26 protein-coding genes are annotated in these 26,936 nt (G+C 66.6%); 7 read left to right on the forward strand and 19 right to left on the reverse strand.

Translation table 11 applies throughout. The annotated features are described in order from the left end of the window. Positions 1-194: 194 nt before the first annotated feature. From AC1DW0_RS05625 to recA, 11 genes are all read right to left on the reverse strand, one after another. Positions 195-638: a pilin gene (locus AC1DW0_RS05625; protein ID WP_056191454.1), complete on the reverse strand. Its 444-nt coding sequence runs from the start codon at positions 636-638 to the stop codon at positions 195-197. Between the two features lie 241 nt (positions 639-879). Next, positions 880-1,665 carry an MBL fold metallo-hydrolase gene (locus tag AC1DW0_RS05630; protein ID WP_056191456.1) on the reverse strand — a complete coding sequence of 262 codons (786 nt, stop codon included), beginning with the start codon at positions 1,663-1,665 and terminating at the stop codon, positions 880-882. Positions 1,666-1,830: 165 nt separating this feature from the next. Continuing rightward, positions 1,831-2,481 (reverse strand): FHA domain-containing protein, encoded by a 651-nt coding sequence (locus AC1DW0_RS05635; protein WP_457354848.1) that lies wholly within the window; start codon positions 2,479-2,481, stop codon positions 1,831-1,833. A gap of 52 nt (positions 2,482-2,533) precedes the next feature. Continuing rightward, on the reverse strand, positions 2,534-3,331 hold the full coding sequence (locus tag AC1DW0_RS05640; protein WP_056191460.1) for a Stp1/IreP family PP2C-type Ser/Thr phosphatase: 798 nt from the start codon (positions 3,329-3,331) through the stop codon (positions 2,534-2,536). Next, positions 3,328-4,467 (reverse strand): serine/threonine-protein kinase, encoded by a 1,140-nt coding sequence (locus AC1DW0_RS05645; protein ID WP_457321232.1) that lies wholly within the window; start codon positions 4,465-4,467, stop codon positions 3,328-3,330. The genes AC1DW0_RS05640 and AC1DW0_RS05645 overlap by 4 nt, the downstream gene beginning before the upstream one ends. A gap of 10 nt (positions 4,468-4,477) precedes the next feature. Next, positions 4,478-5,173 (reverse strand): TerC family protein, encoded by a 696-nt coding sequence (locus tag AC1DW0_RS05650; RefSeq protein ID WP_056191462.1) that lies wholly within the window; start codon positions 5,171-5,173, stop codon positions 4,478-4,480. Between the two features lie 129 nt (positions 5,174-5,302). Then, entirely contained in the window at positions 5,303-6,196 is an 894-nt protein-coding gene (gene sucD, locus AC1DW0_RS05655) for a succinate--CoA ligase subunit alpha (RefSeq protein WP_056191464.1), read from the reverse strand. Between the two features lie 21 nt (positions 6,197-6,217). After that, positions 6,218-7,378: an ADP-forming succinate--CoA ligase subunit beta gene (sucC, locus tag AC1DW0_RS05660; RefSeq protein WP_457321234.1), complete on the reverse strand. Its 1,161-nt coding sequence runs from the start codon at positions 7,376-7,378 to the stop codon at positions 6,218-6,220. Positions 7,379-7,403: 25 nt separating this feature from the next. Next, positions 7,404-8,057: a DUF2889 domain-containing protein gene (locus AC1DW0_RS05665; RefSeq protein WP_457321236.1), complete on the reverse strand. Its 654-nt coding sequence runs from the start codon at positions 8,055-8,057 to the stop codon at positions 7,404-7,406. Positions 8,058-8,234: 177 nt separating this feature from the next. Further along, a complete protein-coding gene (locus tag AC1DW0_RS05670; RefSeq protein WP_477945146.1) occupies positions 8,235-8,765 on the reverse strand; it encodes a regulatory protein RecX in 531 nt (176 codons plus the stop codon). Positions 8,766-8,781: 16 nt separating this feature from the next. Further along, entirely contained in the window at positions 8,782-9,819 is a 1,038-nt protein-coding gene (gene recA, locus AC1DW0_RS05675; protein ID WP_056191472.1) for a recombinase RecA, read from the reverse strand. Between the two features lie 176 nt (positions 9,820-9,995). Between recA and AC1DW0_RS05680 the strand changes: the two genes are divergently transcribed. Both AC1DW0_RS05680 and AC1DW0_RS05685 read left to right on the forward strand, forming a co-directional pair. Next, positions 9,996-10,667 carry a response regulator gene (locus tag AC1DW0_RS05680; protein ID WP_056191475.1) on the forward strand — a complete coding sequence of 224 codons (672 nt, stop codon included), beginning with the start codon at positions 9,996-9,998 and terminating at the stop codon, positions 10,665-10,667. A 99-nt stretch (positions 10,668-10,766) separates the two neighbouring features. Next, positions 10,767-12,206 carry a sensor histidine kinase gene (locus AC1DW0_RS05685; RefSeq protein ID WP_457354908.1) on the forward strand — a complete coding sequence of 480 codons (1,440 nt, stop codon included), beginning with the start codon at positions 10,767-10,769 and terminating at the stop codon, positions 12,204-12,206. Here AC1DW0_RS05685 and rodA read toward each other — a convergent pair. The 5 genes from rodA to AC1DW0_RS05710 all read right to left on the reverse strand — a co-directional run bounded on the left by rodA (position 12,184) and on the right by AC1DW0_RS05710 (position 18,069). After that, the gene (gene rodA / locus AC1DW0_RS05690) at positions 12,184-13,338 is read right to left on the reverse strand and encodes a rod shape-determining protein RodA (protein WP_056191477.1); all 1,155 of its coding nucleotides are present in this window, start codon (positions 13,336-13,338) and stop codon (positions 12,184-12,186) included. The genes AC1DW0_RS05685 and rodA overlap by 23 nt on opposite strands. Continuing rightward, positions 13,335-15,359 (reverse strand): penicillin-binding protein 2, encoded by a 2,025-nt coding sequence (gene mrdA, locus AC1DW0_RS05695; RefSeq protein WP_457388911.1) that lies wholly within the window; start codon positions 15,357-15,359, stop codon positions 13,335-13,337. Before mrdA ends, rodA begins: the two co-directional genes overlap by 4 nt. A gap of 6 nt (positions 15,360-15,365) precedes the next feature. Then, positions 15,366-15,887 (reverse strand): rod shape-determining protein MreD, encoded by a 522-nt coding sequence (gene mreD, locus AC1DW0_RS05700; protein WP_056191481.1) that lies wholly within the window; start codon positions 15,885-15,887, stop codon positions 15,366-15,368. Continuing rightward, the gene (mreC, locus tag AC1DW0_RS05705) at positions 15,884-16,876 is read right to left on the reverse strand and encodes a rod shape-determining protein MreC (protein WP_457321242.1); all 993 of its coding nucleotides are present in this window, start codon (positions 16,874-16,876) and stop codon (positions 15,884-15,886) included. The genes mreD and mreC overlap by 4 nt, the downstream gene beginning before the upstream one ends. A 149-nt stretch (positions 16,877-17,025) precedes the next feature. Next, the gene (locus tag AC1DW0_RS05710; RefSeq protein WP_056191483.1) at positions 17,026-18,069 is read right to left on the reverse strand and encodes a rod shape-determining protein; all 1,044 of its coding nucleotides are present in this window, start codon (positions 18,067-18,069) and stop codon (positions 17,026-17,028) included. 212 nt (positions 18,070-18,281) lie between these two features. On the opposite strand from AC1DW0_RS05710, the gene gatC reads away from it, so the two are divergent. Genes gatC through gatB form a run of 3 tightly spaced genes read left to right on the forward strand, consistent with a single transcriptional unit; the run spans position 18,282 to position 21,516 of the window. Further along, positions 18,282-18,581 (forward strand): Asp-tRNA(Asn)/Glu-tRNA(Gln) amidotransferase subunit GatC, encoded by a 300-nt coding sequence (gatC, locus tag AC1DW0_RS05715; RefSeq protein WP_457354832.1) that lies wholly within the window; start codon positions 18,282-18,284, stop codon positions 18,579-18,581. Next, entirely contained in the window at positions 18,578-20,065 is a 1,488-nt protein-coding gene (gatA, locus tag AC1DW0_RS05720; RefSeq protein ID WP_477858951.1) for an Asp-tRNA(Asn)/Glu-tRNA(Gln) amidotransferase subunit GatA, read from the forward strand. The genes gatC and gatA overlap by 4 nt, the downstream gene beginning before the upstream one ends. Positions 20,066-20,067: 2 nt before the next feature. Further along, positions 20,068-21,516: an Asp-tRNA(Asn)/Glu-tRNA(Gln) amidotransferase subunit GatB gene (gene gatB / locus AC1DW0_RS05725; RefSeq protein WP_056191488.1), complete on the forward strand. Its 1,449-nt coding sequence runs from the start codon at positions 20,068-20,070 to the stop codon at positions 21,514-21,516. Positions 21,517-21,540: 24 nt separating this feature from the next. On the opposite strand, the gene AC1DW0_RS05730 is transcribed toward gatB, so the two are convergent. From AC1DW0_RS05730 to AC1DW0_RS05740, 3 genes are all read right to left on the reverse strand, one after another. After that, the gene (locus tag AC1DW0_RS05730; RefSeq protein WP_056191490.1) at positions 21,541-22,233 is read right to left on the reverse strand and encodes a hypothetical protein; all 693 of its coding nucleotides are present in this window, start codon (positions 22,231-22,233) and stop codon (positions 21,541-21,543) included. Then, positions 22,233-22,901 carry an orotate phosphoribosyltransferase gene (gene pyrE, locus AC1DW0_RS05735; protein WP_457354828.1) on the reverse strand — a complete coding sequence of 223 codons (669 nt, stop codon included), beginning with the start codon at positions 22,899-22,901 and terminating at the stop codon, positions 22,233-22,235. The genes AC1DW0_RS05730 and pyrE overlap by 1 nt, the downstream gene beginning before the upstream one ends. Before the next feature lie 110 nt (positions 22,902-23,011). After that, complete coding sequence (locus AC1DW0_RS05740; RefSeq protein WP_056191495.1) at positions 23,012-25,330, reverse strand: TonB-dependent receptor; 2,319 nt, start codon at positions 25,328-25,330, stop codon at positions 23,012-23,014. A gap of 180 nt (positions 25,331-25,510) precedes the next feature. Here AC1DW0_RS05740 and AC1DW0_RS05745 point away from each other — a divergent pair, with 180 nt between their 5' ends. Both AC1DW0_RS05745 and AC1DW0_RS05750 read left to right on the forward strand, forming a co-directional pair. Continuing rightward, the gene (locus tag AC1DW0_RS05745; RefSeq protein WP_056191496.1) at positions 25,511-26,293 is read left to right on the forward strand and encodes an exodeoxyribonuclease III; all 783 of its coding nucleotides are present in this window, start codon (positions 25,511-25,513) and stop codon (positions 26,291-26,293) included. 215 nt (positions 26,294-26,508) lie between these two features. Beyond that, the gene (locus tag AC1DW0_RS05750; protein WP_056191498.1) at positions 26,509-26,907 is read left to right on the forward strand and encodes a hypothetical protein; all 399 of its coding nucleotides are present in this window, start codon (positions 26,509-26,511) and stop codon (positions 26,905-26,907) included. Positions 26,908-26,936 lie beyond the last annotated feature (29 nt).

Below are 26,936 nucleotides of genomic sequence, written 5' to 3' on the forward strand. Positions count from 1 at the left end.
CAGGCTGGGCGACGCACGAGATGCGCGCTGCTGGTTTGTGCTCAAGGGCCAGATACGCTTAATAGTCTCTTGTGGCGCACTCATTCGAAAAGTCGAATGGAAGTGGCGGGCCAACTGTTCAAAAGCGCATCGCGAATCCGGCGTAAAAGCGAAAACAGGGGCCGCAGCCCCTGTCAATATCAGCGGTTCGGAAATCAGCTGTTGTTCTTAATCAGGGCTGCGGTCACGGCGGCGGGCATGTTCGTGGACGTAATCGCCCAGGAAATGTTCGCCTCGTTCACCGTCGGCGTGAGCACGATGGTGCCTGCCGAACTGTTGCCCATCGCGCTGGCGGGAACGTTGGCGGTGATGACGCCATCCGCGACAGCGACGGAGGAAACCAGCGCAGTGGCCATGGTCGGAGGAACGCCGTTTGCGCCAAGATCGCAGGTGGTCAACACGCCACCGGCTTCCTGTGCGCAAAGGGCCACGCCAGTCTTGTAGCTGTCCAGGCTGGTCAAGGCAGACGCTGCTTTGGACTTGGACGTGTAGTCCTTGTACTGCGGAATCGCCACAGCAGCCAGGATGCCGATGATGGCCACGACGATCATCAGTTCGATCAGGGTGAAGCCTTGTTGGGCGCGTGCTTTCAGGTTCATGTCAGTACTCCAGCGAGTGTGAGTGGTGGGAGGAGGGCACACCCCCTGAATGCAGGGGCCGTGCCAGCTTTTTCAGGCCCTCAAACTGTGCGAAAGCGCACGGCTGAGGTGGTTGAGTCGCCAGATCTGGCAAAAAACGTCACTTCGAGCTGACGCGTTCTGTCATTGCAGCGTGGCGGGCCGAGAAACGTCAGGCGAAAAAATGGCGCCGCAGGGCGCCAGACTCGATCGCAAGGCGGGCTCAAAGTTCCATTTCCTGGCCGGCCTGCAGCGCGCTGATCCGATGGGGACTGTTCAAGGCCTGCACGCCTTGCATGACGGCTTCGACCTCGCCGGGCTTGATGTGGGTGATGCGCACGTCGACGCTGCCGGCCAGATGGGTCAATTCGCGGCCCAGCTCCGCCGGATGAAGATGCTGGCTGACGTGGGCCACCTCGGCCTCGTCGTCGCTGAAGGCCGTCTCGATGACGAGATGGGACAGGCGCAGGTCGGCCAGGCGCCGCCACAGGGCCGGGTTGGGGCCGGTATCGCCGGTGAAAACCCAGTGCGCGTGGCCGCTCGCGGTGCCGGCATCGACGGCGAAACCGACGGCCGGCACGGTGTGGGCTGCCGGCAGCACTTCGATGAGGCGGCCTCCCAGGTCGACGCGGTCGCCGATCTGGAAGGGGTGCAGGCTCAGCACCGGCGCCTCGCGGCTGGGCAGGACGGTGAAATCGGGCCAGATCACGCCATTGAAGATGTGCTGGCGCAGGGCGGCCAGCGTCTCGGGCAGGCCGTGGACCTGGATGGGCGGACGGCCCGCCGCGGCGCGCAGGCGCAGCACCGCATCAGCCAGCAACGGGATGCCGAGCACATGATCCAGATGGGAGTGGCTGAGCAGGATGTGGTCGACCGCGGCCAGGGCATCCAGCGGCAGGTCACCCACGCCGGTGCCGGCGTCGATGAGGACATCGTCGTCCAGCAGGAAGGCAGTGGTCTTGTAGCCGGCGGCAATGGCGCCGGAGCAGCCCAGGACGCGGATGTTCATGCGGTGCGTGGCTCGGAATGGGTGGCTCGCATCAGGCGAGGCCGAGCCAAGAATGTACGCACCCGCCCCGCGGGTCGGACGGTCGGATTACCGAGTTGGGGGTGTCGCTATCGTGAGGAAGTCACAGCAGCCGCGAAGGCCGCGGCCGGCCTGGACTTCGGGCGATCAACCCTGGATGAACTGCATCTGCGTGCCGGCCAGCTCGATCAGGTCGCCGGTGCGCAGTGCAATCGATTCGCCCGTCAGCGGGATGCCGTTGACGCTGGGGCGCTGGTTACCTTCGACGTGGGCGAAGACATAACCGGTGGGGCGCTTGGTGATGGAGGCGACCTGCACGCCGGGCTTGCCCAGCGTGGTGACGACCTTGGTCAGCGCGACCTCGCGGCCGGCGGCGGCGCCGGTCAGCACCTTGATGGAGGCCGGGCCGATGGCGGCGGCACCCAGTGAGCCGAAGGAGGAGCCCAGGCCCAGGTTCGGCGGTGCGCCGGAACCGGGCTTGAGGATCATGGTTTTCTCGTAGTCGCCGCCGTCGTTCAGCAGGAACTTGATCTTGTACTTGCCGATTTCGACGGTGTCGTTGTCGGCCAGCAGCTGCTTCTTGATCGCCTTGCCGTTGATGTACGTGCCGTTGGTGGAATTGAGGTCTTCAATGAAGACGTCGGCGCCGACCATCTGCAGCACGGCGTGTTCGCCGCTGACCGCGAGATTGTCGATGACGATGTCGTTGTAGGGACGTCGACCGAGGGTGGTCTTGTCCTTGGTGATCTGCACCTCCTTGATCACGACGCCGTCGAGCGAAACCACCAGTTTGCCCATTTATGACCTCAAGTTCTGTTGTACGTGCCCTGACTTTGCATGGGGTAGCAAGTCAGTTGCCGCCGCGTCGACCGAAGGGCCACCAGCCCCGTCCTTCGGTACGTTGGCGTCCTTCTGCGCGGGCCAGGATGAGCGCGATGTTATCGCGACCGCCGCTGTCATTGGCTGCGTTGATCAGTGCGCGTGCAGCTTCGGGCAAGGCCGGATTGCCGTTGAGCAGGTTGGCGAGGCTGTCATCGTCGAGCATGTCGGACAGGCCGTCGGAGCACAACAGGTAGGTGTCGCCCGGCTGGACCTCGTGCAGATGCAGCTCCATCAGCACCGTGTCCTCGACGCCGACAGCGCGCGTGACGAGGTTCTTGTTGCTGGAAAACGCGGCTTCTTCGACGGTCAGCAGACCGGCGTCGATCTGCTCCTGCAGCAGCGAGTGGTCGCGCGTGATCTGCGTCAGGCGGCCGGCGCGCAGCCGGTAGGCGCGCGAGTCGCCGACATGGCCGAGCAGCAGGCCTTCGGGGCGGAAGACGCCCAGCACCAGCGTCGTGCCCATGCCGGCATAGCGCGGGTTGGTGTTGGCGGCGTTGAAGATGGCGCGGTTGGCGTTGTCCACGCAGATGTCCATGGCGCGCTTGACCTCGCCGGCCCGGGCCTCGCGGCCGGCGTCCTTGAGCCAGCGGCCCAGCTCGGAACTGACGAAGCTGGTCAGCATCTGGCTGGCCACTTCGCCGGCGTTGTAGCCGCCCATGCCGTCGGCCAGCACGGTCAGGCCTGCGGCCTCGTCCAGGGCGACCGAATCCTCATTGTTGTCACGCGCACGTCCCACGTCGGTGGCGCTGAAGAACTCCAGGGTCATGAGGCTTGCGGTGGCTCGTGGGGCTCGGCAGAGGAGCAAGGATTCTGCCCTGCTTCCTCAGGCGCCAAGCGCAGTGTTTGTGCGAAGGCCGCATCCTGGGGGGAAGCCGCTGCAGCCGTTTCGGGCGCAGCGGGTTCGGCCTGAAGGCCGAGCACGAGCACGGCTTCGAGATCACGAGCCATCTGCTCGCCGTCGGCGTAGCGCAGCTCGGGGCGCTTCTCCAGCGCCAGGGCCAGCACCAGGGCGAGGGCCTCGGGCAGGCTGGGGCGGTGGATGCGGATATCGGGTGCAGGCTCGGTCGCAATTTGTTGCATCAGCCGCGCCATGGACTCGCTCTGGTGGGGCAGTGCGCCGCTGAGCAATTGGTAGAGCAGCACGCCCAGGGAATAGAGGTCGCTGCGGCCGTCCACCGTCAGGCCGGCAAGTTGCTCTGGAGACATGAAGGACGGCGTGCCCAGCACGAGGCCGGTGCGGGTGCGGCTGCCGTCGCCAACGCGGGCAATGCCGAAGTCCATCAGCTTCAGGCTGCCGTTGATGCGGTCCAGCATGACATTGGCAGGCTTGATGTCGCGGTGCACCACGCCTTGGCTGTGGGCATAGGCCAGGGCCCGCGCCAGCCGCGCGCCGATCTGCACGACTTCGCGAGCGGGCAGCAGCTGGCCGGCCTTGGTGAAGCTGCTCAGGTCGCGGCCGAGCACGTATTCGAGGGCGATCCAGGCGTCAGCACCGTCCTGGCCGGCATCGACGACCTGCAGGATGTCTGGATGTTCCAGCTGGCCGGCTGCACGCGCCTCGCGCATGAAGCGCTCGCGCACGTCCGCCAGGTCTTCGGCCGAGAATTCGCGGCTCAGCGCGAGGCGCTTGATGGCGACCTGGCGGCCCGTTGAGCGTTGCGTGGCCTTGTAGACCACGGCCATCGCGCCGCGGCCGATCTCGGCACCGAGTTCGAAATCGCGCAGGTCGGGGGGCGGCTGTGCGGCCCTGACCTGCGGCGTGGACGCGCCGGGGCCTTGAGTCTGCTGCACGGTCGGCAGGGCCGACGGATCGCCGTACGGTGAGCCAGCAGGATCGGGCACCCGACCGATGAGGCGCTGCCAAAAGCTGCCTGCCTTGCCGGATTTGCCGCCGCTTGCCATGCGGTCGATCTTAGGCGGCCTCGCGCTTGCTGCGGCGGGCCAGCGCCATGCCAACGACGACGACCAGGACCGCGCAGCTGATGCTGACGGCGTAGTCCAGGCCATGCATATGCGCCTCGAACCACTCGTGCACGGCCGCATCGGTCGTCGCCATCTCGCCGGCGACGAAGCCCAGCAGGGCGGCCCCCAGCGTGATGATGACCGGGAAGCGCTCCATCAGCTTCAACAGCAGCGTGCTGCCGAAGATGATGAGTGGGATGGACAGGCCCAGGCCGATGATGAGCAGCATCAGGCGGGCGCCCTCGGGCGCGCTGTTGGCGGCGGCCGCGACGGCGATGACGTTGTCCAGGCTCATGACGAGGTCGGCGATCAGGATGGTGCGCACGGCCGTCCACAGATTGCCGCTGGCGTGCACGTCGGCGTCGTCTTCGCTGTCGGCCAGCAGCTGGATGCCGATCCACAGCAGCAGCACGGCGCCGATCAGCTTCAGCCAGGGCAGCTGCAGCAACTGCACGGCGAACAGCGTCAGCACGACACGCAGCAGGATGGCAGCGCCGCTGCCGAAGACGATGGCCTTCTTCTGCTGGCTGTGCGGCAGATTGCGCGAGGCCAGCGCAATGACGACGGCGTTGTCGCCGGACAGCAGGATATTGACCCAGATGATCTTCAGCAGCGCGATGAAGAAGGCGGCGTTCAGCAGGTCCATGGCAGGCTCGGTGTTGGTCGCCCGAGTGTCGGTCCGCCCGGGCGGGCTGCGTCTGCGTGCAACTACGCAGGCAGCAAAGGAAAAGGGCCGTTCAGTGAACGGCCCTCGAATTGCTCACGAGGAGCAGGCTCAGAGCAGGGCCTTGAGCAGCTTGGCCATTTCCGACGGGTTGCGCGTGACCGTGAAGCCACACTCTTCCATGATGGCGAGCTTGGCATCGGCCGTGTCGGCGCCGCCGGAGATCAGCGCGCCGGCGTGGCCCATGCGCTTGCCGGGGGGCGCCGTGACGCCGGCGATGAAGCCGACGATGGGCTTCTTCATGTTGGCCTTGCACCAGCGCGCGGCTTCCGCCTCGTCCGGGCCGCCGATCTCGCCGATCATGATGACGGCGTCGGTGTCCGGGTCGTCGTTGAAGGCCTTCATCACGTCGATGTGCTTCAGGCCGTTGATCGGGTCGCCACCGATGCCGACGGCCGACGACTGGCCCAGGCCGATCTCGGTCAGCTGCGCCACGGCTTCATAGGTCAGCGTGCCGGAGCGTGATACGACGCCGATGCGGCCCTTGCGGTGGATGTGGCCGGGCATGATGCCGATCTTGATTTCTTCCGGCGTGATCAGGCCGGGGCAGTTGGGGCCCAGCAGCAGCGTGCGCTTGCCGCCAGCGGCTTCCTTGGCCTTCATCTTGTTGCGCACTTCCAGCATGTCCCGGACGGGGATGCCTTCGGTGATGCAGATCGCCAGGTCCAGGTCGGCTTCGACGGCTTCCCAGATCGCGGCGGCGGCACCGGCGGGCGGCACGTAGATGACGGAGACGGTCGCGCCAGTCTGGCCAGCGGCTTCCTTGACGGTCGCGTAGATGGGGATCTCGCTGAACTTCTCGCCGGCCTTCTTCGGGTTCACGCCCGCGACGAAGGCGTTCTTGCCGTTGGCATAGGCCTGGCAGCCCAGGGTATGGAACTGGCCGGTCTTGCCGGTGATGCCCTGGGTGATGACCTTGGTGTCTTTGTTGATGTAGATGGACATGTCTGATTCCTATGGGCGGGCTTAGGCGACTGCGGCGACGATTTTGGTGGCCGCTTCGGCCATCGTGTCGGCCGCGATGATGGGCAGGCCGGATTCGGCCAGCATCTTCTTGCCCAGTTCTTCGTTGGTGCCCTTCATGCGCACAACCAGCGGCACGGACAGGTTCACGGCCTTGCAGGCGGTGATGACGCCCTCGGCGATGGTGTCGCACTTCATGATGCCGCCGAAGATGTTGACCAGAATGCCCTTCACGCTCTTGTTCTTGAGCATGATCTTGAAGGCCTCGGTCACCTTCTCGGCCGTGGCGCCGCCGCCGACGTCCAGGAAGTTGGCGGGCTCGCCGCCGAACAGCTTGATGGTGTCCATCGTGGCCATGGCCAGGCCGGCGCCGTTCACCAGGCAGCCGATGTTGCCGTCCAGGCTGATGTAGGCCAGGTCGAACTTGCTGGCTTCGACTTCAGCGGGATCTTCTTCGTCCAGGTCGCGGTAGGCGACGATCTCAGGGTGGCGGAACAGCGCGTTGGCGTCGAAATTGAACTTGGCGTCCAGGGCCATCAGGTTGCCCTTGCTGTCGCAATTCAGCGGGTTGATTTCAACCAGCGACGCGTCCGTGTCCATGTAGCACTTGTAGAGCTTGGCGAAGATGTCGACGGCCTGGTCGATGGAGGCGCCAGTCAGGCCGATGGCCGCGGCGATCTTGCGCGACTGCGCTTCGCTCAGGCCCGTCAGCGGGTCGATCATCTCGGTGATGATCTTCTCGGGCGTGGAGTGGGCCACTTCCTCGATGTCCATGCCGCCTTCGCTCGACGCGATGAAGGCGACCTTCTGCGTGCCGCGGTCGGTGACCAGCGAGACGTAGAGCTCCTTCTTGATGTCAGCGCCGTCTTCGATATACAGGCGACGGACCTTCTGGCCTTCAGGGCCGGTCTGGTGCGTGATCAGCTGCATGCCGAGGATCTTCTCGGCCAGCGCCTTGACATCGTCCTGTGTCTTGGCGACCTTGACGCCGCCACCCTTGCCGCGGCCGCCGGCGTGGATCTGGGCCTTGACCACCCAGACCGGGCCACCCAGCTTCTGGGCGGCCTCGACGGCTTCCTGCACGGTGAAGGCCGGGATGCCGCGCGGCACCGGCACGCCGAACTGGCGCAGGATCTCTTTGCCCTGGTATTCGTGGATTTTCATGGCTGGGTCTCTCGGGTCGGGGAAGTCAGGATTCGGAAGTGGCCGGCTGGGCAGCGGTTTGTTGATGCCAGCGGGGATAGAACTTGGCGACGGTCACGCTGTCGCGGCGCAGTGCGTGGCAACGGTCGAGCTGGAAGGGCGGATTGCCGGCGGCGTCGCCTTCGCGAGACGGCGACGGGCCGCCCCTAGGCGTCTCAGCCCCCTCGGGGGGCAGCGCCGAAGGCGCGTGGGGGCTCTCACGTGTATCGATGACGGAGCCAGCCATGGCCTGGATGACGGCCGTCGGCAAGATCTGGCACAGCTCGGTGACGTGGGTGCAGCCGCGCGTGCCGCCGAGGCGTTCACCGACGGCCTGCCGGAAGCCCTTCATCAGGTTCAGGCCGATGAGGCGGGCATAGGCATTGCCATGGTGGTCGCAGGCGCCGGGATACGGCATCCACAGCGTCTCGGAACGGGCTGCGGTGATGGTGAGCGTCGCGTCCACGGTCAGATGCAGGTGCATCTCGTGGATAGGCTGGCCGGCCTTGCGCGGCACGCCCGCCAGTGGCACGTCATGCGTCTTGGTGTCTGTCAGGCTGGCTTCGACGTCGAACAAGCCGTCATCACGCGCGAACACCTGCACATCGAGGGCGCGGCGATGCAGCGGGCGGCGCGGGACGGACGGGTGGGCGACAGGCATGAAACGGGGGAATGGCGAATCACCCCGGCCGATGCCGGGACGGGGTCGGCCCGGTCTTTGCACCGCTCTGCCAGAGGGGCAAAGGGGCTTGTAACCGGGTGAACCCTCGTTTTTGGGGCAGGCGGCAATGTAGCACGGAGGGTGAAAACTCCCCCTGCGCGCTCGGTCAAGCGGCCCTTAGGCCCTCAGCAAGCGGCGCACCACTTCGGGGGCAAAACCGCGTGCCAGCAGGAACCGGCTTTGACGCGCTCGTTCGGCGGCGTCGCGCGAAGGATCGTCGCCGAAGCGCCTGCGCCAGACTTCACGGGCGCGTTCCATCTCCGTTTCGCGCAGGGCTGCCTGCTGTTCGGCACCCAGCTTGAGCCCGTGCTGGGCCAGCTCCTGCTGGATGCGCTGGGCGCCAAAGCGGTTGGCGCGCAGATGCAGGCGGGACTCGACGAAACGGGTTTCGTCCAGGTAACCGGCGGCCGCGAGGGCGTCGAGCAAGGCATCGACCGCGACCGCAACGTCCTCAGCGCCATCTTCCTCTTCGACAGCCGCCGACGGTTCGCGCTCGCCGGCGGCCTGCGCCGCGGCCAGGCTCGCACGCTGCCGCCGTTGCTGCTCGATCCGCAACAGCTTGCGCCGCAACTCGGCACGGCTGTGCTCGCGCTGGGCCAGCAGGCCGATGGCGCGGGCTTTCAACGACAGCGGCGCCCGGGTCGCCATGGGGAGGGCTGGCGGCTTACTCCTCGGCCGCCGTGGTCAGCGGAGCGACCCCCAGGGATTCACGGATCTTGTTCTCGATCTCGCGGGCCACGTCGACGTTCTCGCGCAGGAACTCGCGAGCGTTGTCCTTGCCCTGGCCGATCTTCTCGCCCTGGTAGGCGTACCAGGAGCCGGACTTCTCGACGACCTTGGCGACCACGCCCATGTCGACGATCTCGCCCTCGCGGCTGATGCCCTCGCCATAGAGGATGTCGAACTCGGCAGTCTTGAACGGGGGGCTGACCTTGTTCTTGACGACCTTGACCTTGGTCTCGGAGCCGATGACTTCCTCGCCCTTCTTGATCGAGCCGATGCGGCGGATGTCCAGGCGCACGGAGGCGTAGAACTTCAGCGCATTGCCGCCGGTGGTCGTCTCGGGCGAGCCGAACATGACGCCGATCTTCATGCGGATCTGGTTGATGAAGATGACCATGCAATTGGTCTTCTTGATCGTGGCGGTCAGCTTGCGCAGGGCCTGGCTCATCAGGCGGGCCTGCAGGCCGGGGAGGCTGTCGCCCATCTCGCCTTCGAGTTCGGCCTTGGGCGTCAGCGCTGCGACCGAGTCGATGACGATCAGGTCCACCGAGCCGGAGCGCACCAGCGCATCGACGATCTCGAGGGCCTGTTCGCCGGTGTCGGGCTGGCTGATCAGCAGTTCCTGCAGGTTGACGCCGAGCTTCTGGGCGTACTGGATATCCAGCGCGTGCTCGGCGTCGATGAAGGCGCAAGTGCCGGCGAGCTTTTGCATCTCGGCGATGACCTGCAGGGTCAGCGTCGTCTTGCCGGAGGACTCGGGGCCGTAGATCTCGACGACGCGGCCGCGTGGCAGGCCGCCGACGCCCAGTGCGATGTCCAGGCCCAGGGAGCCGGTGGAGACGACCTGGATGTCTTCGATGACCTCGCCTTCACCGAGCCGCATGATGGAGCCCTTGCCGAACTGCTTTTCGATCTGGGCGAGGGCGGCCTGCAGGGCCTTGGCTTTTTCGGTGTTCAGGGCTTTGACGGGGGCGTCCATGCGAATCTCCGTGGGGAATGGGCTGAATTATGGGGCAAGCTGTGGGTTTGTACAGTGGTTTGTCCCCCGATCCACGGCAGCTAGCGGATCAGGATTGAGGAGCATCCTAGGTGTGGGGTGGCTCATGGCATGAGCCAGCGTGCCACCGCCTAACATCGGCGGCGGAGACAAAACCTATGCGCATCCTGATTGCCGAAGACGACCAAGTGCTGGCCGATGGCTTGCTGCGGGCCTTGCGGGCCTCTGGCTACGCTGTCGACAGGGTCAGTTCTGGCACCGAGGCCGATTCGGCGTTGGCGACGCATGAGTTCGACCTCGTCATCCTCGACCTTGGTCTGCCGCGCCTGCATGGGCTGGAGGTGCTGCGCAAGCTGCGCGCACGGGGCTCGACGATGCCGGTGCTGATCCTGACGGCGGCGGACAGCGTCGAGCAGCGCGTCAAGGGGCTGGACCTGGGCGCTGATGACTACATGGCCAAGCCCTTCTCATTGCAGGAGCTTGAGGCGCGCGTGCGCGCGCTGACCCGCCGTGGCCTGGGCACCGCCAGCAGCCTCATCAAGCACGGGCCGCTGACCTTCGATGCGACGGGCCGCGTGGCCTACATCAACGAGCAGATGCTGGAGCTGTCAGCCCGCGAGCTGTCGCTGCTGGAGGTGCTGTTGCAGCGCGCCGGGCGGCTGGTCAGCAAGGACCAGCTCGTCGAGCGCCTGTGCGAGTGGGGCGAGGAGGTTTCGAACAACGCCATCGAGGTCTACATCCACCGGCTGCGCAAGAAGATCGAGCAGGGGCCGATTCGCATCGCGACGGTGCGCGGCCTCGGCTACTGCCTAGAGAAGATCAACTCCTAAATGCCCAACAAGGACGGCGCCAGCCCCGAACAGGGCACGCTGGTTCGGGCGGGCGCCCCTGCTGCGCAGGGTTCGCTGTTCGGCGAGATCCTCGACTGGATGCTCGCGCCGCTGCTGCTGATCTGGCCGATCAGCGTCGCGCTGACCTGGCTGGTGGCGCAGGGCATTGCCAGCCGGCCCTATGACCGCGAGCTGGGCGAGATGGCGCGCAGCCTCGGGCTGCAGGTGGCGGCCGAGGCGGCGCCTGTCAAGGGCAAGGACCGTTATGCGCTGGCGCCCGAGGCCGCGGCGTTGTTACGGGCGGACGCGTCGGACACGGTCTTCTACCAGGTGCTGGGCCTGCGTGGCGAACTGCTCAGTGGCGATGCGACGTTGGCGGTGCCGACCGAGGATGCCCCCGTCGTGCCCTGGGAGCTGCATTTCCGCGACGACGAGGTCGGCACCGACGCCGTGCGCGTGGCCTATCTCTGGGTGGCGCCCGAGGGGCAGGCCGGGTCGGCCAAGACCATGCTGGTGCAGGTCGCCGAGACGCTGGGCAAGCGCGCCCGGCTGACCAACGAGATCATCAAGGGCGTCATCCTGCCGCAGTTCGTCATCCTGCCGCTGGCGGTGCTGCTGGTCTGGCTGGCGCTGGCGCGTGGCATCTCGCCGCTGAATGAATTGCAGCGGCGCATCCGTTCGCGCGAGAGTTCAGACCTGTCGCCCATTGACGAGCAGCGCGTGCCCGATGAGGTCGCGCCGCTGGTGCAGGCCATCAACGACCTGCTCGCGCGGCTGGACTCATCGATGAGCCGGCAGAAGCACTTCCTGGCCGACGCTGCCCATCAGCTCAAGACGCCGCTGGCTGGCCTGCGTACCCAGGCCGAGTTCATGCAGCGCGAGATCGATGCTGGCCGCTCCAACCCCGATGAATTGAAACGTTCGCTGGCCCAGATTGCCCGCGCCAGCGAGCGAGCGGCCCACATGGTCAACCAGCTGCTGTCCATGGCTCGCGCAGAAGACGCCGAACAGGCCATGCGGCGTGAACCCGTCAGCCTGGCCGAGATCGCCATCGACACGGTGCGCGATTTCGTGCCGCGCGCGCTGGAGCGCCGCATTGACCTGGGCTACGACGGCGTGGTGCCGGATGAAAGCCGGCTGCGTGTGCATGGCCAGCCAGTGTTGATCGGGGAGCTGATCCGCAACCTCGTCGACAACGCGCTGCTCTACACGCCGGCCGGCGGCCTGGTGACGGTGCGCGTGGTGGAGGACCCCTTTGGCCAAGTTGTCGTGCTGCAGGTCGAGGACACCGGGCCGGGCATCGCGCCCGCCGAGCGCGACAAGGTGTTCCAGCCCTTCTATCGCTCGCTCGGCAGCGGTGTGGAAGGCTCGGGCCTGGGGCTGGCCATCGTGCAGGAGATCGTGCAGCACCACGAGGCCGAGCTGACCCTGGATGACGCGCGCGTGCGGCGCGCCGTGGGGGGCGAGACGCCCGACGGCCAGGGGCCGGGGGCGCGGTTCACGATCAGGTTTCCGGCTACGTCTTCACCAGCTTCTTGACGCGGGCGATCGACAGCAGCAGGCCCAGGCTGAGCCCCAGCGTCACCATCGCCGTACCGCCATAGCTGACGAAAGGCAGGGGCACGCCCACGACCGGCAGGATGCCGCTGACCATGCCCATGTTGACGAAGACATAGGTGAAGAAGGACAGCGTCACCGCGCCGGCCATCAGGCGGGTGAACAGGGTCGGCGCGTCGGAGGCGATCATCAGCCCGCGCAGGATCAGCGCCGTGAATCCGGCCAGCAGGGCCAGCGCCCCCATCAGGCCGAACTCCTCGCCGAAGGCCGCAAAGATGAAGTCGGTGGTGCGTTCGGGAATGAATTCCAGGTGAGTCTGGGTGCCCTGCATGAAGCCTTTGCCGGTCATGCCGCCGGAGCCGATGGCGATCTCGCCCTGGATGATGTGAAAGCCCTTGCCCAGCGGGTCCTTTGACGGGTCCAGCAGCGTGCAGATGCGGTGTTTCTGGTACTCCTTGAGCACCGGCCATTTCAGGTCGGGCTGGCAGATGGCGTCCTCGCTGAGCACCAGGGCGGTCGCGCCGGCGGCGCCCAGCACCAGGGCCGGCACGATGAGCTTCCACGGCAGGCCGGCGAAGAAGATCACGTAAAGGCCGGCCGCCAGCACCAGGATGCCGGTGCCCAGGTCGGGCTGCTTGGCGATCAGCAAAAAGGGCACGAGCAGCAGCGCGAACGCGGCGATGAAGTCCGGCCAGCGCAGCAGGCCCTCGCGTTTCTGGAACCACCAGGCCAGCATCAGCGGCGTCGCCAGCTTGAGCAGCTCGGACGGCTGGATCTGCGTGACGCCGATGCTGAGCCAGCGCGTGGCCCCCTTCTTCGTGACACCGAACAGGGCAGTCGCGATCAGCAGCATCACGCCGATCGTGTACAGCGGGATGGCCAGCGCCATCAGCTTTTGCGGCGGCACCTGGGCGACGATGAACATCAGCCCCAGTGCCAGCACCATGTTGCGGGCATGGTCGGCAAAGCGCGTGCCGTGGTCGTAGCCGGCCGAGTACATGCACAGCAGGCCCCAGCCGCACATCCACAGCACGGCGAGCAGCAGCGGGATGTCGAAGCCGCTGAGCCAGGGCTTGAGGCGTTGCCACAGGGGCGGGCGTTCGATGACGGTCATCGCGAGGCTCCCGAGGCGGGTGCGGGGGGCGCCGAAGCTGCGGAGGCCGAGACCGAGGGCGCTATCGGCTGCCAGCCTGACAGTGGCACGTCCGCCACCTTGCGCGGTGTGCCGGTGGGGGCGAAGGTCTGGCCCAGCTGCGTCTTGGCGATGTCTTCCTCGCTGGGGTACTGGCCCAGCAGTAGATAGTCGAATACGCGGCGCGCAATCGGCGCAGCGGAAGAAGATCCCCAGCCGGCGTTCTCGACGATGACGGCCAGGGCCACCGTCGGGTTGTCCACCGGCGCGAAGGCGACGTAGAGCGAATGGTCGCGCTTGCGCTCGTCTGCCTTGATGCTGCTGTACTTCTCGCCGGCCTTCAACCCGACGGCCTGGGCCGTGCCGGTCTTGCCGCCGCTCTGGTAGCCCGCGCCCAGGAAAACCTGGCGCGACGTGCCCTCGAGCGTCACGCCGTTCATCGCGTTCTGGATGACGGCGACGTCGGCGGGCTTCAGCGGCAGCGCGGGCAGCGCATCGCTGGCGATGCGGCGCTGCTCGTGCTTCACCACGTCCTCGATCTCGCGCACCAGGCGCGGCTTGTAGCGCTGGCCGCCGGAAGCGATGGTCGAGTAGGCCGTGGCCATCTGCAGCATGGTGAAGCTGTTGTAGCCCTGGCCGATGCCCAGCGAGATGGTCTCGCCGGGGAACCACTTCTGATTCGCCGGGCTCCTGGCGAAGTAGCGGCGCTTCCATTCCTGCGACGGCAGGACCCCGGTGACCTCGCCCTGCACGTCGATCTCGGTCTTGCGGCCCAGGCCGAAGGGCTCCAGTTGGTCGTGGATCAGGTCCACGCCCATCTCGTTGGCCAGGCTGTAGAAGTAGACGTTGGACGAGCTGACGATGGCCAGGCGCATGTCCTTGGGGCCGGCGCGATCGGTCTCGGGGCTGCCGAAGGTGCGGCCGCCGAAGCTGTAGGTCAGGTTGTCGATGATGACCGTGCTGGGCGAGCGCTTGCCACTGTTCAGCGCCGCCATGGCCATCAGCGGCTTGAACGTCGAACCCGGCGGGTAGGTGCCGCGCAGGGCCCGGTTCAGCAGTGGCTTGTCGATGTCCTCGTTGAGGTCGCGCCAGGAGTCGGCGTCGATGCCGTCGACGAAGAGGTTGGGGTCGAAGGTCGGCTTGGAGACGAAGGCCAGTACCTCGCCGTTGCGCGGATCGATGGCGACCAGCGCGCCGCGGCGCTCGCCGAAAAGCCGCTCCACCAGCGCCTGCAGCTTGATGTCGATGGACAGGTTCAGCGTGTTGCCGGGCGTCGGCGGCTTGTGGGCAAGGCGCCGCACGGCGCGGCCGCCTGCGCTCGTCTCCACCTGCTCGAAACCGGTCGCGCCGTGCAGCTCCTTTTCATAGGCCTGTTCCAGGCCCAGCTTGCCGATGTACTCGGTGCCGCGGTAGTTGGCGAGGTCTTCTTCTTCCCAATCGTCCATGGCCTTCTTCTCGGCCTGGTTGATGCGGCCGATATAGCCGATCAGGTGGGCGCCAACCTCGCCCAGGGGATAGGAGCGGAACAGCCGCGCCTTGATCTCCACGCCGGGAAAGCGAAAGCGTTGGGCCGTGAAGCGGGCGACCTCTTCGTCCGTCAGCTTGGTGCGGATGGGCAGGGAGTCGGTGTGCTTGGTTTCTTCCAGCAAGCGCTTGAAGCGGCGCTTGTCGCGGGCCTGAACCTCGATGACCTGACCCAGGGCCTCGATGGTGGCGTCCAGATCGACGACCTTCTCGGGGTTGATTTCCAGCGTGTAGGCCGAGTAGTTGCTCGCCAGCACGACGCCGTTGCGGTCCTTGATGAGGCCGCGATTGGGCACGATGGGCACGACGGCGATGCGGTTGGACTCGGCGCGTTCGGCGAAGCTGTCGTACTGCACCACCTGCAACCACAGCAGGCGCGCGACCAGCAGGCCGAAGCAGAACAGCACGAAGGCGCCCGCGGCCAGCACGCGCAGCCGGAAGCGCGACAGCTCCTGGTGGAGGTTCTTGAGGACGACCACGGACGTCTACAGCGGCCGGTGGGCGTCGCGATCCGGCGCACGGCGCTGCGGTGCCAGCAGCAGGAAGCTGGCCACGGGCCACAGCGCCGCCTCGAAGACCGGCGCCAGCAGCACGCCCCAGCCCGGCCACATGCCACCGATGATCATCCGCACGATCAAGGCCAGCGCATGGGCGCCGAAGAACAGCGGCAGCACCTGCACGGCCTGGGCGCCCAGCGGGAACCAGGTCAGGCGGCGGTGCAGCGTGATGGCGCCGAAGCTCAGGCCGCTGTAGGCCAGCGCATGCTGCCCGAGCAGGGCGCCGTCGTGCACGTCCATGGCCAGGCCGAAGATGAAGGCCCACAACACGCCGACGCGCCGGGGCTGGTGCACGCCCCAGAACACGAGCACGACGGCCAGCACGTCAGGCGAGGCCGCCAGCCGGCCGGCCGGCACCATGTCGATCATCAGCGCGACGATCAGCGTGAAGCCGATGAACCAGGGGTTGGCCGGCAGCAGCAGCTGGTCGGCGGCGCGCGGCATGATCATTGGGAGGCTCCCGAAGCCTTGGCGGCGGCTCTTTCAGCACGCTCGGCCTTCTTGGCGGCGCGCACGGCGGCCTTGGTGGCCGCGGCGGAGGCGGCTTCATCGGCGGCGGCCGCTTCCGCTTCCTTCTTGGCAGGCAGATGACGGTCCTGCGGCAGCAAGATGAGGACGTGGCGGGCGCTGTCGGGCTGGGCAATGGGTGCCAGCAGCACCTGGGCGAAGCTGGAATCGCCGCGCCGCTCGACGACGCTGACCTTGGCGACCGGCAGGCCCGGCGGGTAGACGCCGTCCAGGCCGGAGGTCGTCATCAGGTCGCCGACCTTGATGTCGGCGTTCGCCGCCAGGAAGCGCAATTCCATGCCCGATCCGTCAGCGCGGCCGGCGGCGGCATTGCGCATCTGCGTGCGGGCGTTCAACAGCGGGATGGCTGCCTCCTTGTCGGTCAGCAGCGTGACCTCGGCCGACAGCGGGTAGACGCGCGTTACCTGCCCCAGCACGCCGGCCTCATTGATGACCGGCGAACCAGCCACCACGCCCAGCGTGGCACCCCGGTCGATGACGACACGGCGTGAAAAGGGGTCGGGTGCTTCGAACAGCACCTCGGCAGGCATCGAGGGCGCAATCAGCGAGGGCTTGAGGCCCAGCAGCTTGCGCAGATGGTCGTTCTCGGCCTCCAGCGCCTGGGCGCGCGACAGGCGCTCGGCCTGGGCGCTGAGCTGCCGCCTGGCCTGGTCCTCGGCCTCCATGGCGCGCTTGGTGCCGCGCAGGTAGTCGCCAGCCGTCTCCCAGGCGTCCACCGGCGTCAGCAGCAGGCGCTGCACCGGGTGCAGCACCAGCGCATAGGCGCCGCGCACCGGCTGCATGAGCTTGAAACGCGCGTCCGCCACCATCAGCAGCAGCGCGAGCGCCGAACACAGCGCGAGCTTGGTCAGCGCCGACGGACCCTGGCGGAAGAACGGCGGTGGGGTGCGGTCTAGTGTGCCGAGGGGCATGGCGCCGCGAGGTCAGGCAGACAGTGGCGGTTGCGACGATAAACGCAACGACCGAGGCACAGAGGCACAGAGGAAATGCGGAGCCGGTCTGTTCTCCGTGCCTCTGTGCCTCTGTGGTTGCATTGCTTCAGCGTGGGAAGAAGGCCGGTTCACTCCGACGTGAAGATCGAGCCCAGGCGCTCCATGCGTTCGAGCGCCATGCCGCAACCGCGCACGACGCAGGTCAGCGGGTCTTCGGCCACCAGCACCGGCAGGCCGGTTTCCTCGCCCAGCAGGCGGTCCAGGTCGCGCAGCAGTGCGCCGCCGCCGGTCAGCATCATGCCGCGCTCGGCGATGTCGGCGCCCAGCTCGGGCGGCGTCTGTTCCAGCGCGTTCTTCACGGCGGAGACGATCTGGTTCAGCGGGTCGGTCAGGGCTTCCAGGATCTCGTTGGACGAGATCGTGAAGCTGCGCGGCACGCCCTCGGAGAGGTTGCGGCCCTTGACCTCCATCTCCTTGACCTCGGAGCCGGGGAAGGCGCTGCCGATGTTCTTCTTGATCGCCTCGGCCGTGGGCTCGCCGATCAGCATGCCGTAATTGCGGCGGATGTAGTTGATGATGGCCTCGTCGAACTTGTCGCCGCCGACACGCACGCTGCCTTTGTAGACCATGCCGCCCAGCGAGATGACACCGACTTCGGTGGTGCCGCCGCCGATGTCGACGACCATCGAGCCCGAGGCCTCGGCCACCGGCAGCCCGGCGCCGATCGCGGCGGCCATGGGTTCCTCAATCAGGTAGACCTCGCTGGCGCCGGCGCCCAGGGCGCTCTCGCGGATCGCACGGCGCTCCACCTGGGTGGAACCGCAGGGCACGCAGATGATGATCCTCGGGCTCGGCTTGAAGGTCTTCGAGTCGTGGACCATCTTGATGAACTGCTTGAGCATCTGCTCGGTCACCGTGAAGTCGGCGATGACGCCGTCCTTCATCGGCCGGATGGCCTCGATGTTGCCGGGCACCTTGCCCAGCATGGCCTTGGCCTCGCGGCCAACGGCTTGGATGGTTTTCTTGCCGTTGGGGCCGCCTTCGTGGCGGATGGAAACGACCGAGGGCTCGTCGAGGACGATGCCCTTGCCACGCACGTAGATCAGGGTGTTGGCGGTGCCGAGGTCGATGGCGAGGTCGGTCGAGAAATAGCGGCGCAGGGAGGCGAACATGGGTGGGCGCGGAAGGAGCCTCGCCGGCGGGGCGCGGCTCTGAAAATGGGGGGTGCTTAAAGCAGCAAGGCCGCCCGGACCGCGACGAAATCTGTCGCTGAGAGGGCAGCCCCGAAGGCCATGAAGATGGACGGCGATAATAACCGAACCCCTTCGTTTTGAGCCCGCCAATACTGGGTTTCTGGCTCAATCCTTACTTCTGAAAACGACTCATGAGCCTCACTCCCGATGACGTGAGCCGCATCGCCAATTTGGCCCGGCTGGAACTGCAACCGGCTGAATCTGCGGCGCTGCTGGGCAACCTGAACGACTTCTTCAAGATCGTGGACCAGATGAGCGCCGTCGACACGGCCGGCGTCGAGCCGCTGTACACGCCGCTGTCGGCCATCCAGCAGGTGCAGTTGCGCCTGCGTGATGACGTCGTCACCGAGACCAACCAGCGCGAGCTGAACCAGCGCAGCGCCCCGGCCGTCGAGGACGGCCTCTTCCTCGTTCCCAAGGTCATCGAATGAAGCCCGTTCACGACATGGGCGTGGCCGAGCTGGCCGCCGCCCTGAAAAGCCGTGCCCTGTCCAGCCGCGAGGCGACGCAAAGCCTGCTGGAGCGCATTGCCGCCCACGCCAGCCTGGGCGCCTTCCTGCATGTGGACGCCGACGGCGCGCTGGCCCGTGCGGCTGCCGCTGACGCGGTGCTGGCGTCCGGCAATGCCGCTGCGCTGACCGGCGTGCCGATTGCGCACAAGGACATCTACGTCACGGCCGACATGCCGACGACGGCCGGCTCCAAGATCCTGGCCGGCTACCGCAGCCCGTTTGACGCGACCGTTGTCGCCAAGCTGAACGCGGCCGGCACGGTTTCATTAGGCAAGCTGAACTGCGACGAGTTCGCGATGGGTTCGGCCAACGAGAACAGCGCCTACGGTCCGGCGCACAACCCCTGGGATGTCAGTCGCGTGCCCGGCGGCTCGTCCGGCGGCTCGGCCGTCGCCGTGGCAGCCCGCCTCGTGCCCGGCACGACCGGCACCGACACCGGCGGCTCCATCCGCCAGCCGGCCAGCTTCACGGGCATCACCGGCATCAAGCCGACGTATGGCGTGTGCTCGCGCTACGGGATGATTGCCTTCGCCTCCAGCCTGGACCAGGCCGGCCCGATGGCCCGCTCGGCGCAGGACTGCGCGCTGCTGCTGTCGGCCATGAGCGGCTTCGACGAGCGAGACGCGACCAGCGTGCAGCAGCCGCCACAGGATTTTCATGCGCAGATGCTGGCAGCCCGCGAGGGCGCTTCTGCCGGCAAACCGCTGAAGGGCCTGCGCATTGGCCTGCCTAAGGAGTTCTTCCCGGCGGGCCTGTCGGCGGACGTGAACGCCGCCGTGCGCGCGGGTCTGGCCGAGCTGGAAAAGCTGGGCGCCACGCTGGTGGACGTCAGCCTGCCGCGCACCGAACTGGCCATTCCCGTCTACTACATCATTGCGCCGGCCGAGGCGAGTTCCAACCTGAGCCGCTTTGATGGCGTCAAGTTCGGCCATCGTGCGGCCAAGTACGACGATCTTCTCGATATGTACAAGAAGACGCGCGCCGAGGGTTTCGGCCCAGAGGTCAAGCGCCGCATCATGATTGGCAGCTACGTGCTGTCACACGGCTACTACGACGCCTATTACCTGCAGGCTCAGAAGCTGCGCCGCATGATCGCTGACGACTTCCAGCAGTGCTTCGCCCAGTGCGACGTCATCGCCGGCCCGGTGGCGCCCACCGTCGCCTGGAAGCATGGCGAGGGCAAGGACAACCCGACCCAGGCCTACCTCGCCGACATCTTCACGCTGCCCGGCTCGCTTGCTGGCCTGCCCGGCATGAGCGTGCCGGTGGGCTTGGGCGACGGCGGCATGCCCGTCGGCCTGCAGTTGATCGGTAACTACTTCAAGGAAGGGCAATTGCTGCACGCCGCTCATGCCCTCCAGCAGGCCACCGACTGGCATCTGGCCGCGCCCGCAGGATTCTGAATATGCCAACTTCCAAGCTCATCCGCGGTTATGAGGTCGTCATCGGCCTCGAAAACCACGTCCAGCTCTCCACGCAGAGCAAGATCTTCAGCGGCAGCTCGACCGCCTTCGGCGCCGCGCCCAACACGCAAGCCTCGCCGGTGGACCTGGCCCTGCCCGGCACGCTGCCGGTGCTGAACCGTGCGGCCGTCGAGCGCGCCATCCGCTTCGGCCTGGCGGTCGGCGCCAAGGTGGCGCCGCTGTCCATCTTCGCGCGCAAGAACTACTTCTACCCGGACCTGCCCAAGGGCTACCAGATCAGCCAGTTCGAGATCCCGGTGGTGCAGGGTGGCTCGGTCGAATTCTTCGTCGGCGACGTCAAGCACAAGGTCAACCTGACCCGTGCCCACCTCGAAGAAGACGCGGGCAAGAGCCTGCATGAGGACTATCACGGCCAGTCCGGCATCGACCTGAACCGCGCCGGCACGCCGCTGCTGGAGATCGTCTCCGAGCCCGACATGCGCTCGGGTGCGGAGGCGGTCGAGTACGCCAAGACGCTGCATGCGCTGGTGATGTGGCTGGGCATCTGCGACGGCAACATGCAGGAAGGGTCCTTCCGCTGCGACGTCAACGTGTCGGTGCGCAAACCCGGCGAGCCCTACGGCACGCGCCGCGAGATCAAAAACCTCAACAGCTTCCGCTTCCTCGTCGACGCGGTGAACTACGAGGTCAACTGGCAGATCGATGAGCTGGAGGACGGCCGCCGAATCAGCCAAGCGACCATCCTCTACAACCCCGACACGGGTGAGACCCGCGCGATGCGCAGCAAGGAAGACTCGGCGGACTACCGCTACTTCCCCGACCCCGACCTGCCGCCGCTGGTCATTGCGCCGGAATGGGTGGAGCGCGTGAAGGGTGAGATGCCCGAGCTGCCGCGCGTGATGGCGGCGCGCTTCGAGAGCGTCGATGGCTTGCCCGCCTATGACGCGACGATGATGACGCAGAGCCTGGCGACGGCGCGCTACTACGAGGCCGCGAAGGCCGCGGGTGCGGTTCCGAAGCTGGTTGCAAACTGGGTTATGGGCGAGGTGTCGCGCCGGCTGAATTCGGAAGACCGCGAGATTGATGCCGCGCCAGTCGGCCCGGAGTTGCTGGCCAAGTTGATCGTGCGCATTACCGACGGCACGATCTCCAACAACTCTGCCAAGCAAGTTTTCGAAGCCTTGTGGAGCGGCGAGGGCAAGGATGTCGATGCAGTCATCGACGCCAAGGACCTCAGGACGTCGAATGACACCGGCGCCATCGAGGCCATCCTCGACGAGGTGCTGGCCGCCAACCAGAAGTCGGTCGACGAGTTTCGGGCCGGCAAGGACAAGGCTTTCAACGCGCTGGTCGGCCAGGCGATGAAGGCGACCAAGGGCAAGGCCAACCCCGCCCTGGTCAATGAACTGCTGAAGAAGAAGCTCGGTTAGCCCAGGGTTTGCCCGAAGCTGAACTCAGCGCTTGGGCGTCGGCGGCGGTGCCGTCGGCGGCAGCTCGCCAAGCGGTGGCAGCGAGCCCGGCGTGGCGCCGGCCCAGAGTTTCTTCAGCCGGGCGAGCTCGGCGTCGAAGGTCTTGTTGATGCGCACGAGTTCGGCCTTCTGGTTCTCGATGAGAACCTGCTGGGCCTCGATGCTCGCGTCATTGGCGTCCAGCATCTGCTTGAGCTTGGCCGGCAGTGGGCGGCCCTTGTAGAACTCGGCCTCGTCGAGCAGGGGCTTGCGCTCGATGTTCAGGTCCTTGATGCGGCGCTCGGACATGCGCATGGCCTTGTTGGAGTCGTCCAGCGCGGCGTTGCGGGCGCGCTGGTGGGCGGCCTCGGTGGGATAGCGCAGCATCAGCGTGCGGTCGCGGCGGATGGCGTCCAACTGGGCAATGCGTTCCGCCGCGGCGCGGCGGTCCGCGGCCTCCTTGGCGGTGCGCTCCTCGGGGCTGAGGAAGGGCGGCAGCGTCGCGCGCTGCGAGCCGTCGGGGTTGAGCACGCGCTGTTCGCGCGTCGTGCACTCGGGGATGGGGCGGTCGCCGGTCAGCTTGCGGCCATCGGCCGTCGTGCAGGTGTAGATGCCCTTGGCGGGCGTGACGTCTTGCGCCAGCGCGGTGCTGGCGACGAACAGGCCGGCAAGAACGGGCAGGGCGGGCAGGACGCGCATCAGACCCCGTAACGCTCTCGGTAGGCCAGCACGGCCGGGCGGTGGGCGGCCAGCTCCGGCGCGCCTTCAAGAAAGGCCAGCAGGTCGGCAAGACCCGCCACGGCGACGACCGGCAGGCCGTAGCGCTGCTGAACCTGTTGCACGGCAGACTGCGGGCTGTCGACGCCGCCTTCGGCCGCCTTCTCCTGGCGGTCCAGCGCAATGCTCACACCACAGGGCGCGGCACCGGCGGCCTCGATCATCTGGATGGATTCGCGCACCGAGGTGCCGGCGGAGATGACGTCGTCGATGATCAGCACGCGGCCCTGGACCGGCGCGCCGACGAGGGTGCCACCCTCGCCATGGTCCTTGGCTTCCTTGCGGTTGTAGGCGAACGGCACGTTGTGGCCGCGGCGCGCCAGCTCCATGGATACAGCGGCGGCCAGCGTGATGCCTTTGTAGGCCGGGCCGAAGATCATGTCGAACTGCAGGCCCGAGGCCATCAGCCGCTCGGCGTAGAAGCCAGCCAGTCGCCCCAGCTTGGCACCGTCATCGAACAGGCCGGCGTTGAAGAAATAGGGGCTGAGCCGGCCGGCCTTGGTCTTGAACTCGCCAAAGCGCAGCACGCCGGCCTCGACGGCGAAGGCGACAAAAGACTGGGCGAGAGAGTCGGTGGGCGCGGCGGACATGTGACAAAGATTCTAGGGGTCAAAAAAACAGGCCCGACCCCTAGAAGGGGCCGGGCCATCAGCTGGTTTTCACCGAGTCGCGGGCGGGGCCCGCATGACGTCTTACGGGGTCAGAACGAAGCCTTGAACTGAACGCCGTAGCTGCGGGGCTCGTTGACGATGCCGGTCAGGTTGTCGAAGTCGATGGCGGCGACGACCTGGCGGTGGTTGGTGATGTTGCGCGAGTAGGCCGCCACTTCATACTTGCCGTTGTTCCAGCCGTAGCCCACGCGCAGGCCGCCTTCCAGCGCCGACTTGGCCTTGTACTCGACGGCCTCGTACAGGAACATGTTGTACTTGTCCTTGTAGGCCCAGTCGGTCAGCACGCTCAGCTCGCCGTTGCCCAGCTCGACGCTGTACTTGAGCGTCCAGTTCCAGGTGACCTTGGGTGCGCGCGGGAGCGGGTTGCCGTTGATGCTGACCGTGCCAGCCAGCGGGCCGGCCGGGTCGAGCACCGTGCAGCCGGTGTTGGCTTCCAGGAACTGGAAGTTGGCATTGCCGCAGGGTTGCACGAAGAGATTGGCGTCCTTGATCTTCGTGTCGTTGTACGAGAAGCCCAGCGTCGTGCGCCAGTCGCGCGCGATGATGGCCTGGGCGTCCAGTTCGAAGCCCTGGCCCTCGGCCTTGGCGGCGTTGACGAGGCGGTTCTGATTGGTCGAGCCCGAGCCGGCCGTCAGCTGCATGTCCTTGACGCGGTACTTGAACACCGTGCCGCTGACGCGGGCGGTGTTGTCGAGCAGGTCGGCCTTGAAGCCGGCCTCGACGGACAGCACCTTCTCGGAATTCGCCACCGAGATGGAGTCGCCAAAGAGCACGCGGCCCTGGATGGACGGTGCGCGGTAGCCGGTGGCGACGCGCGCGAACACGCTGGTGGACTTGTCGAGGTTGTAGTTGGCGCCGAAGTCCCAGCTCCAGTTCGTGGACTTGGGGTGGGTGTAGAACGGGCCGATGATGTCGACGTTGTTGGCCTTGCCCGGCGTCCAGGTGCGCACGGCGTCGAAGTCCTTCTTGTCGTCGGTGTAGCGCAGGCCGGCGGTGAGCTTGAAGTCCGGCGTGACGGCGTACTTCACATTGCCGAAGGCCGCCCAGGACTTGGCTTCCTGGTGCTGCACGGCATAGCCGTTCTGCGGGTCACCCGCGGCGAAGCTGTCGAAGTTGAAGCTGTCGACCTGCAGCTTCTCGTTGAAGTAGTACAGGCCGGCGATCCACTGGAACGGCGCGCTGGTGTTGGACTGCAGGCGGAATTCCTGGGTCGTCTGGCGCAGGTAGGGGATGCCGTCGGCTGTCTGCGCGTCAAACGGGATGACGGACGGGTAGGGCGTGTTCGAGCCGGAGGGGTAGTACTTCGGGCCGTCCGGGATGCCGCAGAAGCGGCAGCCGAAGCCACCATCCACGTCGCCGCGGCTGTAGAACTTGGCGCGGTCGTGGGCGGTGATGGAGTAGAGCGACACGCCGTCGAAATCCCAGCGCAGGCGAGCGCTGACCTCGCTGGACTTCAGCGTCTGCGAGTTGTAGCCGTCGCTGGGGTAGGAGCTGTCGTCGTAGCCGTCGACGAGGTCATTGGTGCCGCGCTTCATGATGTTGGCGCGGAAAGTCGTGGCCGTGCCCTTGAAGTCGCGGGCCTGGACCTTGAAAAGACCCTCGAAGTTGCCGCTCTTGTAGAGGGCCTGCAGGCGCAGCGCCTTGTCGTTGTAACCTTCAAGGTCGGAGGTCGCGCTGGTCACCGGGTTGTGGACACGGTCACTCTGGCGCTGGGCCAGGCCCGCCACGCGCAGCTGCAGGTCTTCGTTCACCGGCACGTTGACGGCCGTCTCGAGGTTGACGGCGCTCCAGCGGCCGAAGCCGATGTTGGCGTAGCCTTCCAGGCGCTTGGTGGGCCTGGCCGAATCGAACTTCATGACACCGGCCGGCGAGTTGCGGCCGAACAGCGTGCCCTGCGGGCCGCGCAGCAGTTCCACCTGGGCCATGTCAAAGACTGGGAAGCCCTTGAGCGCGATGCTTTCCTGCACGACATCGTCGTACACCAGGCCGACCGGCTGGGAGGCGTTCATGTCGAAGTCGGTGTTGCCCAGGCCGCGCACGTAAAAGCGCGGGAAGGTGCGGCCGTAGTCGGACTCGATGTTCAGGCTCGGTACCTTGCCAGATAAGGCGCGGACGTCCTGGCCGCTGGCGTTGTAGGTGTCCAGATCCTCGGACTTGATCGCCGAGATCGACAGCGGCACTTCCTTCAGGTTCTCGGCCCGGCGGCTGCCGGTGACGATGACGGCTTCGAGCTGGCTGACGTCTTTCTTGGCTTCCGCTGTCGGCGTGGCTTGCGCCAGGGCCGCCATCGGGAAGGCCGTGCTCAGCGCCAGCGCGAGCAGGGTCGGTGAAAGGCTGTATTTGGGCATGAGAAATCCTCGGGTTGACGGGTTCGCGGGCAAGTGGGTAAAGAAATGGGCGCTCGCGGCGCCTCTGATTCCTACTGGATCGTAAAGATCACATGACGGTTCCGTGATGAAAGCGTGCCGCTGTGTTGTGCATTTGCTGCACTGCGATACTTCTCCAGGTCAAACCCTCTCCCTAATCCGATGCGCTTCATCACCGCCAACCTCAACGGCGTGCGTTCCGCCGCCAGCAAGGGCTTCTTCGACTGGCTCGACAAGCAGCAGGCCGATGCCGTCGGCGTGCAGGAGCTCAAGGCGCAGGCGGATGTCGTGGAAGCCAAGTTCCGCAGCTGCGACCTGCTCAACGGCCATTTCCATTACGCCGAGAAAAAGGGCTACTCAGGCGTGGGCCTGTACACCAAGGAAGAGCCCAGCGACCTGATCACGGGCTTGGCGATGCCCGAGTTCGACTGCGAGGGCCGCTGGGTGGAGAAGCGTTTCGACAAGCCCGGCCGCAAGCTCAGCCTCATCAGCGTCTACTTTCCCAGCGGCACCAGTGGCGAGGAGCGCCAGGCGGTCAAGTACCGCTTCCTGGCGGCGCTCTACCCTCATCTGCAGGCGTTGAAGGCCGAGCGCGAGTTCATCCTCGTCGCCGACGTCAACATCGCGCACAAGGAGATTGACCTGAAGAACTGGCGCGGCAACCAGAAGAACAGCGGCTTCCTGCCCGAGGAGCGCGCCTGGTTGACCACGCTTTTCGATGACGGGGGTGTCGTCGACGTTTTCCGTACGTTGAACGACAAGGCCGAGCAATACACCTGGTGGAGCGCCCGCGGCGCGGCGCGCGCCAACAACGTCGGGTGGCGGTTGGACTACCACCTCGCCACACCCGGTATCGCGGCGCTGGCCCGGCGGGAGGCCATCTACACCGGTCAGATGTTCAGCGACCACGCGCCGCTGACGGTGGACTACGACTTCAATCTCTGAGGCTGCGAAGGCTCAGGCGAATGCGAGCGGCGAGGCACGACAGCTACACGGCGTAACCGGCCGCTACGGACTGGGGGAGCCTCCTACATGAGATGACGCTCGGCGCCGACGCCGGGCGCAAGGGTGCAGGCCTAGAGTGGACCTCAGCCGGTGGAAATGCCCGGCCCAGCCACCCGGCTCCAGGCCGGTTCCCGCTTTCAAAAGGAGTTCCCCCCATGTCCGCCCTCAAGACCGCCACCAGTGCACTGACCGCCGCCGTTCTCGTGACCAGCATCGGCTTGGCTTTCGCCCAGACCGAAGATCAAAAGCAGCCTACCGACCCGATGGCCGCTGCCACGGCTTCGCCCACCAGCGAACAGACCCCTGCCGACCCGAATGCGGCGCCGGCTGATCCGAATGCAGCGGCGCCTGCGGACAGCACCGCCGCCACGGCCGCCATGGCCGAGCAGCAGCCGCCCGCCGACGACCCGGCCAAGGTGACGCCGCCGGTCGACAGCACCGCCGCGACGCCGACCACCACGACGACTGACACGACGACCACCACCACGACGACCACGCCGAGCCCGTCGTACGACCAGCCGGCTGCGCCCGCCCCTCGCGCCGACCGTCACTGATCGTCGTCGGCTGAGCGCTGCCTCCGTCA

The sequence above is a fragment of the Roseateles sp. P4_D2 genome, assembly GCF_056401875.1.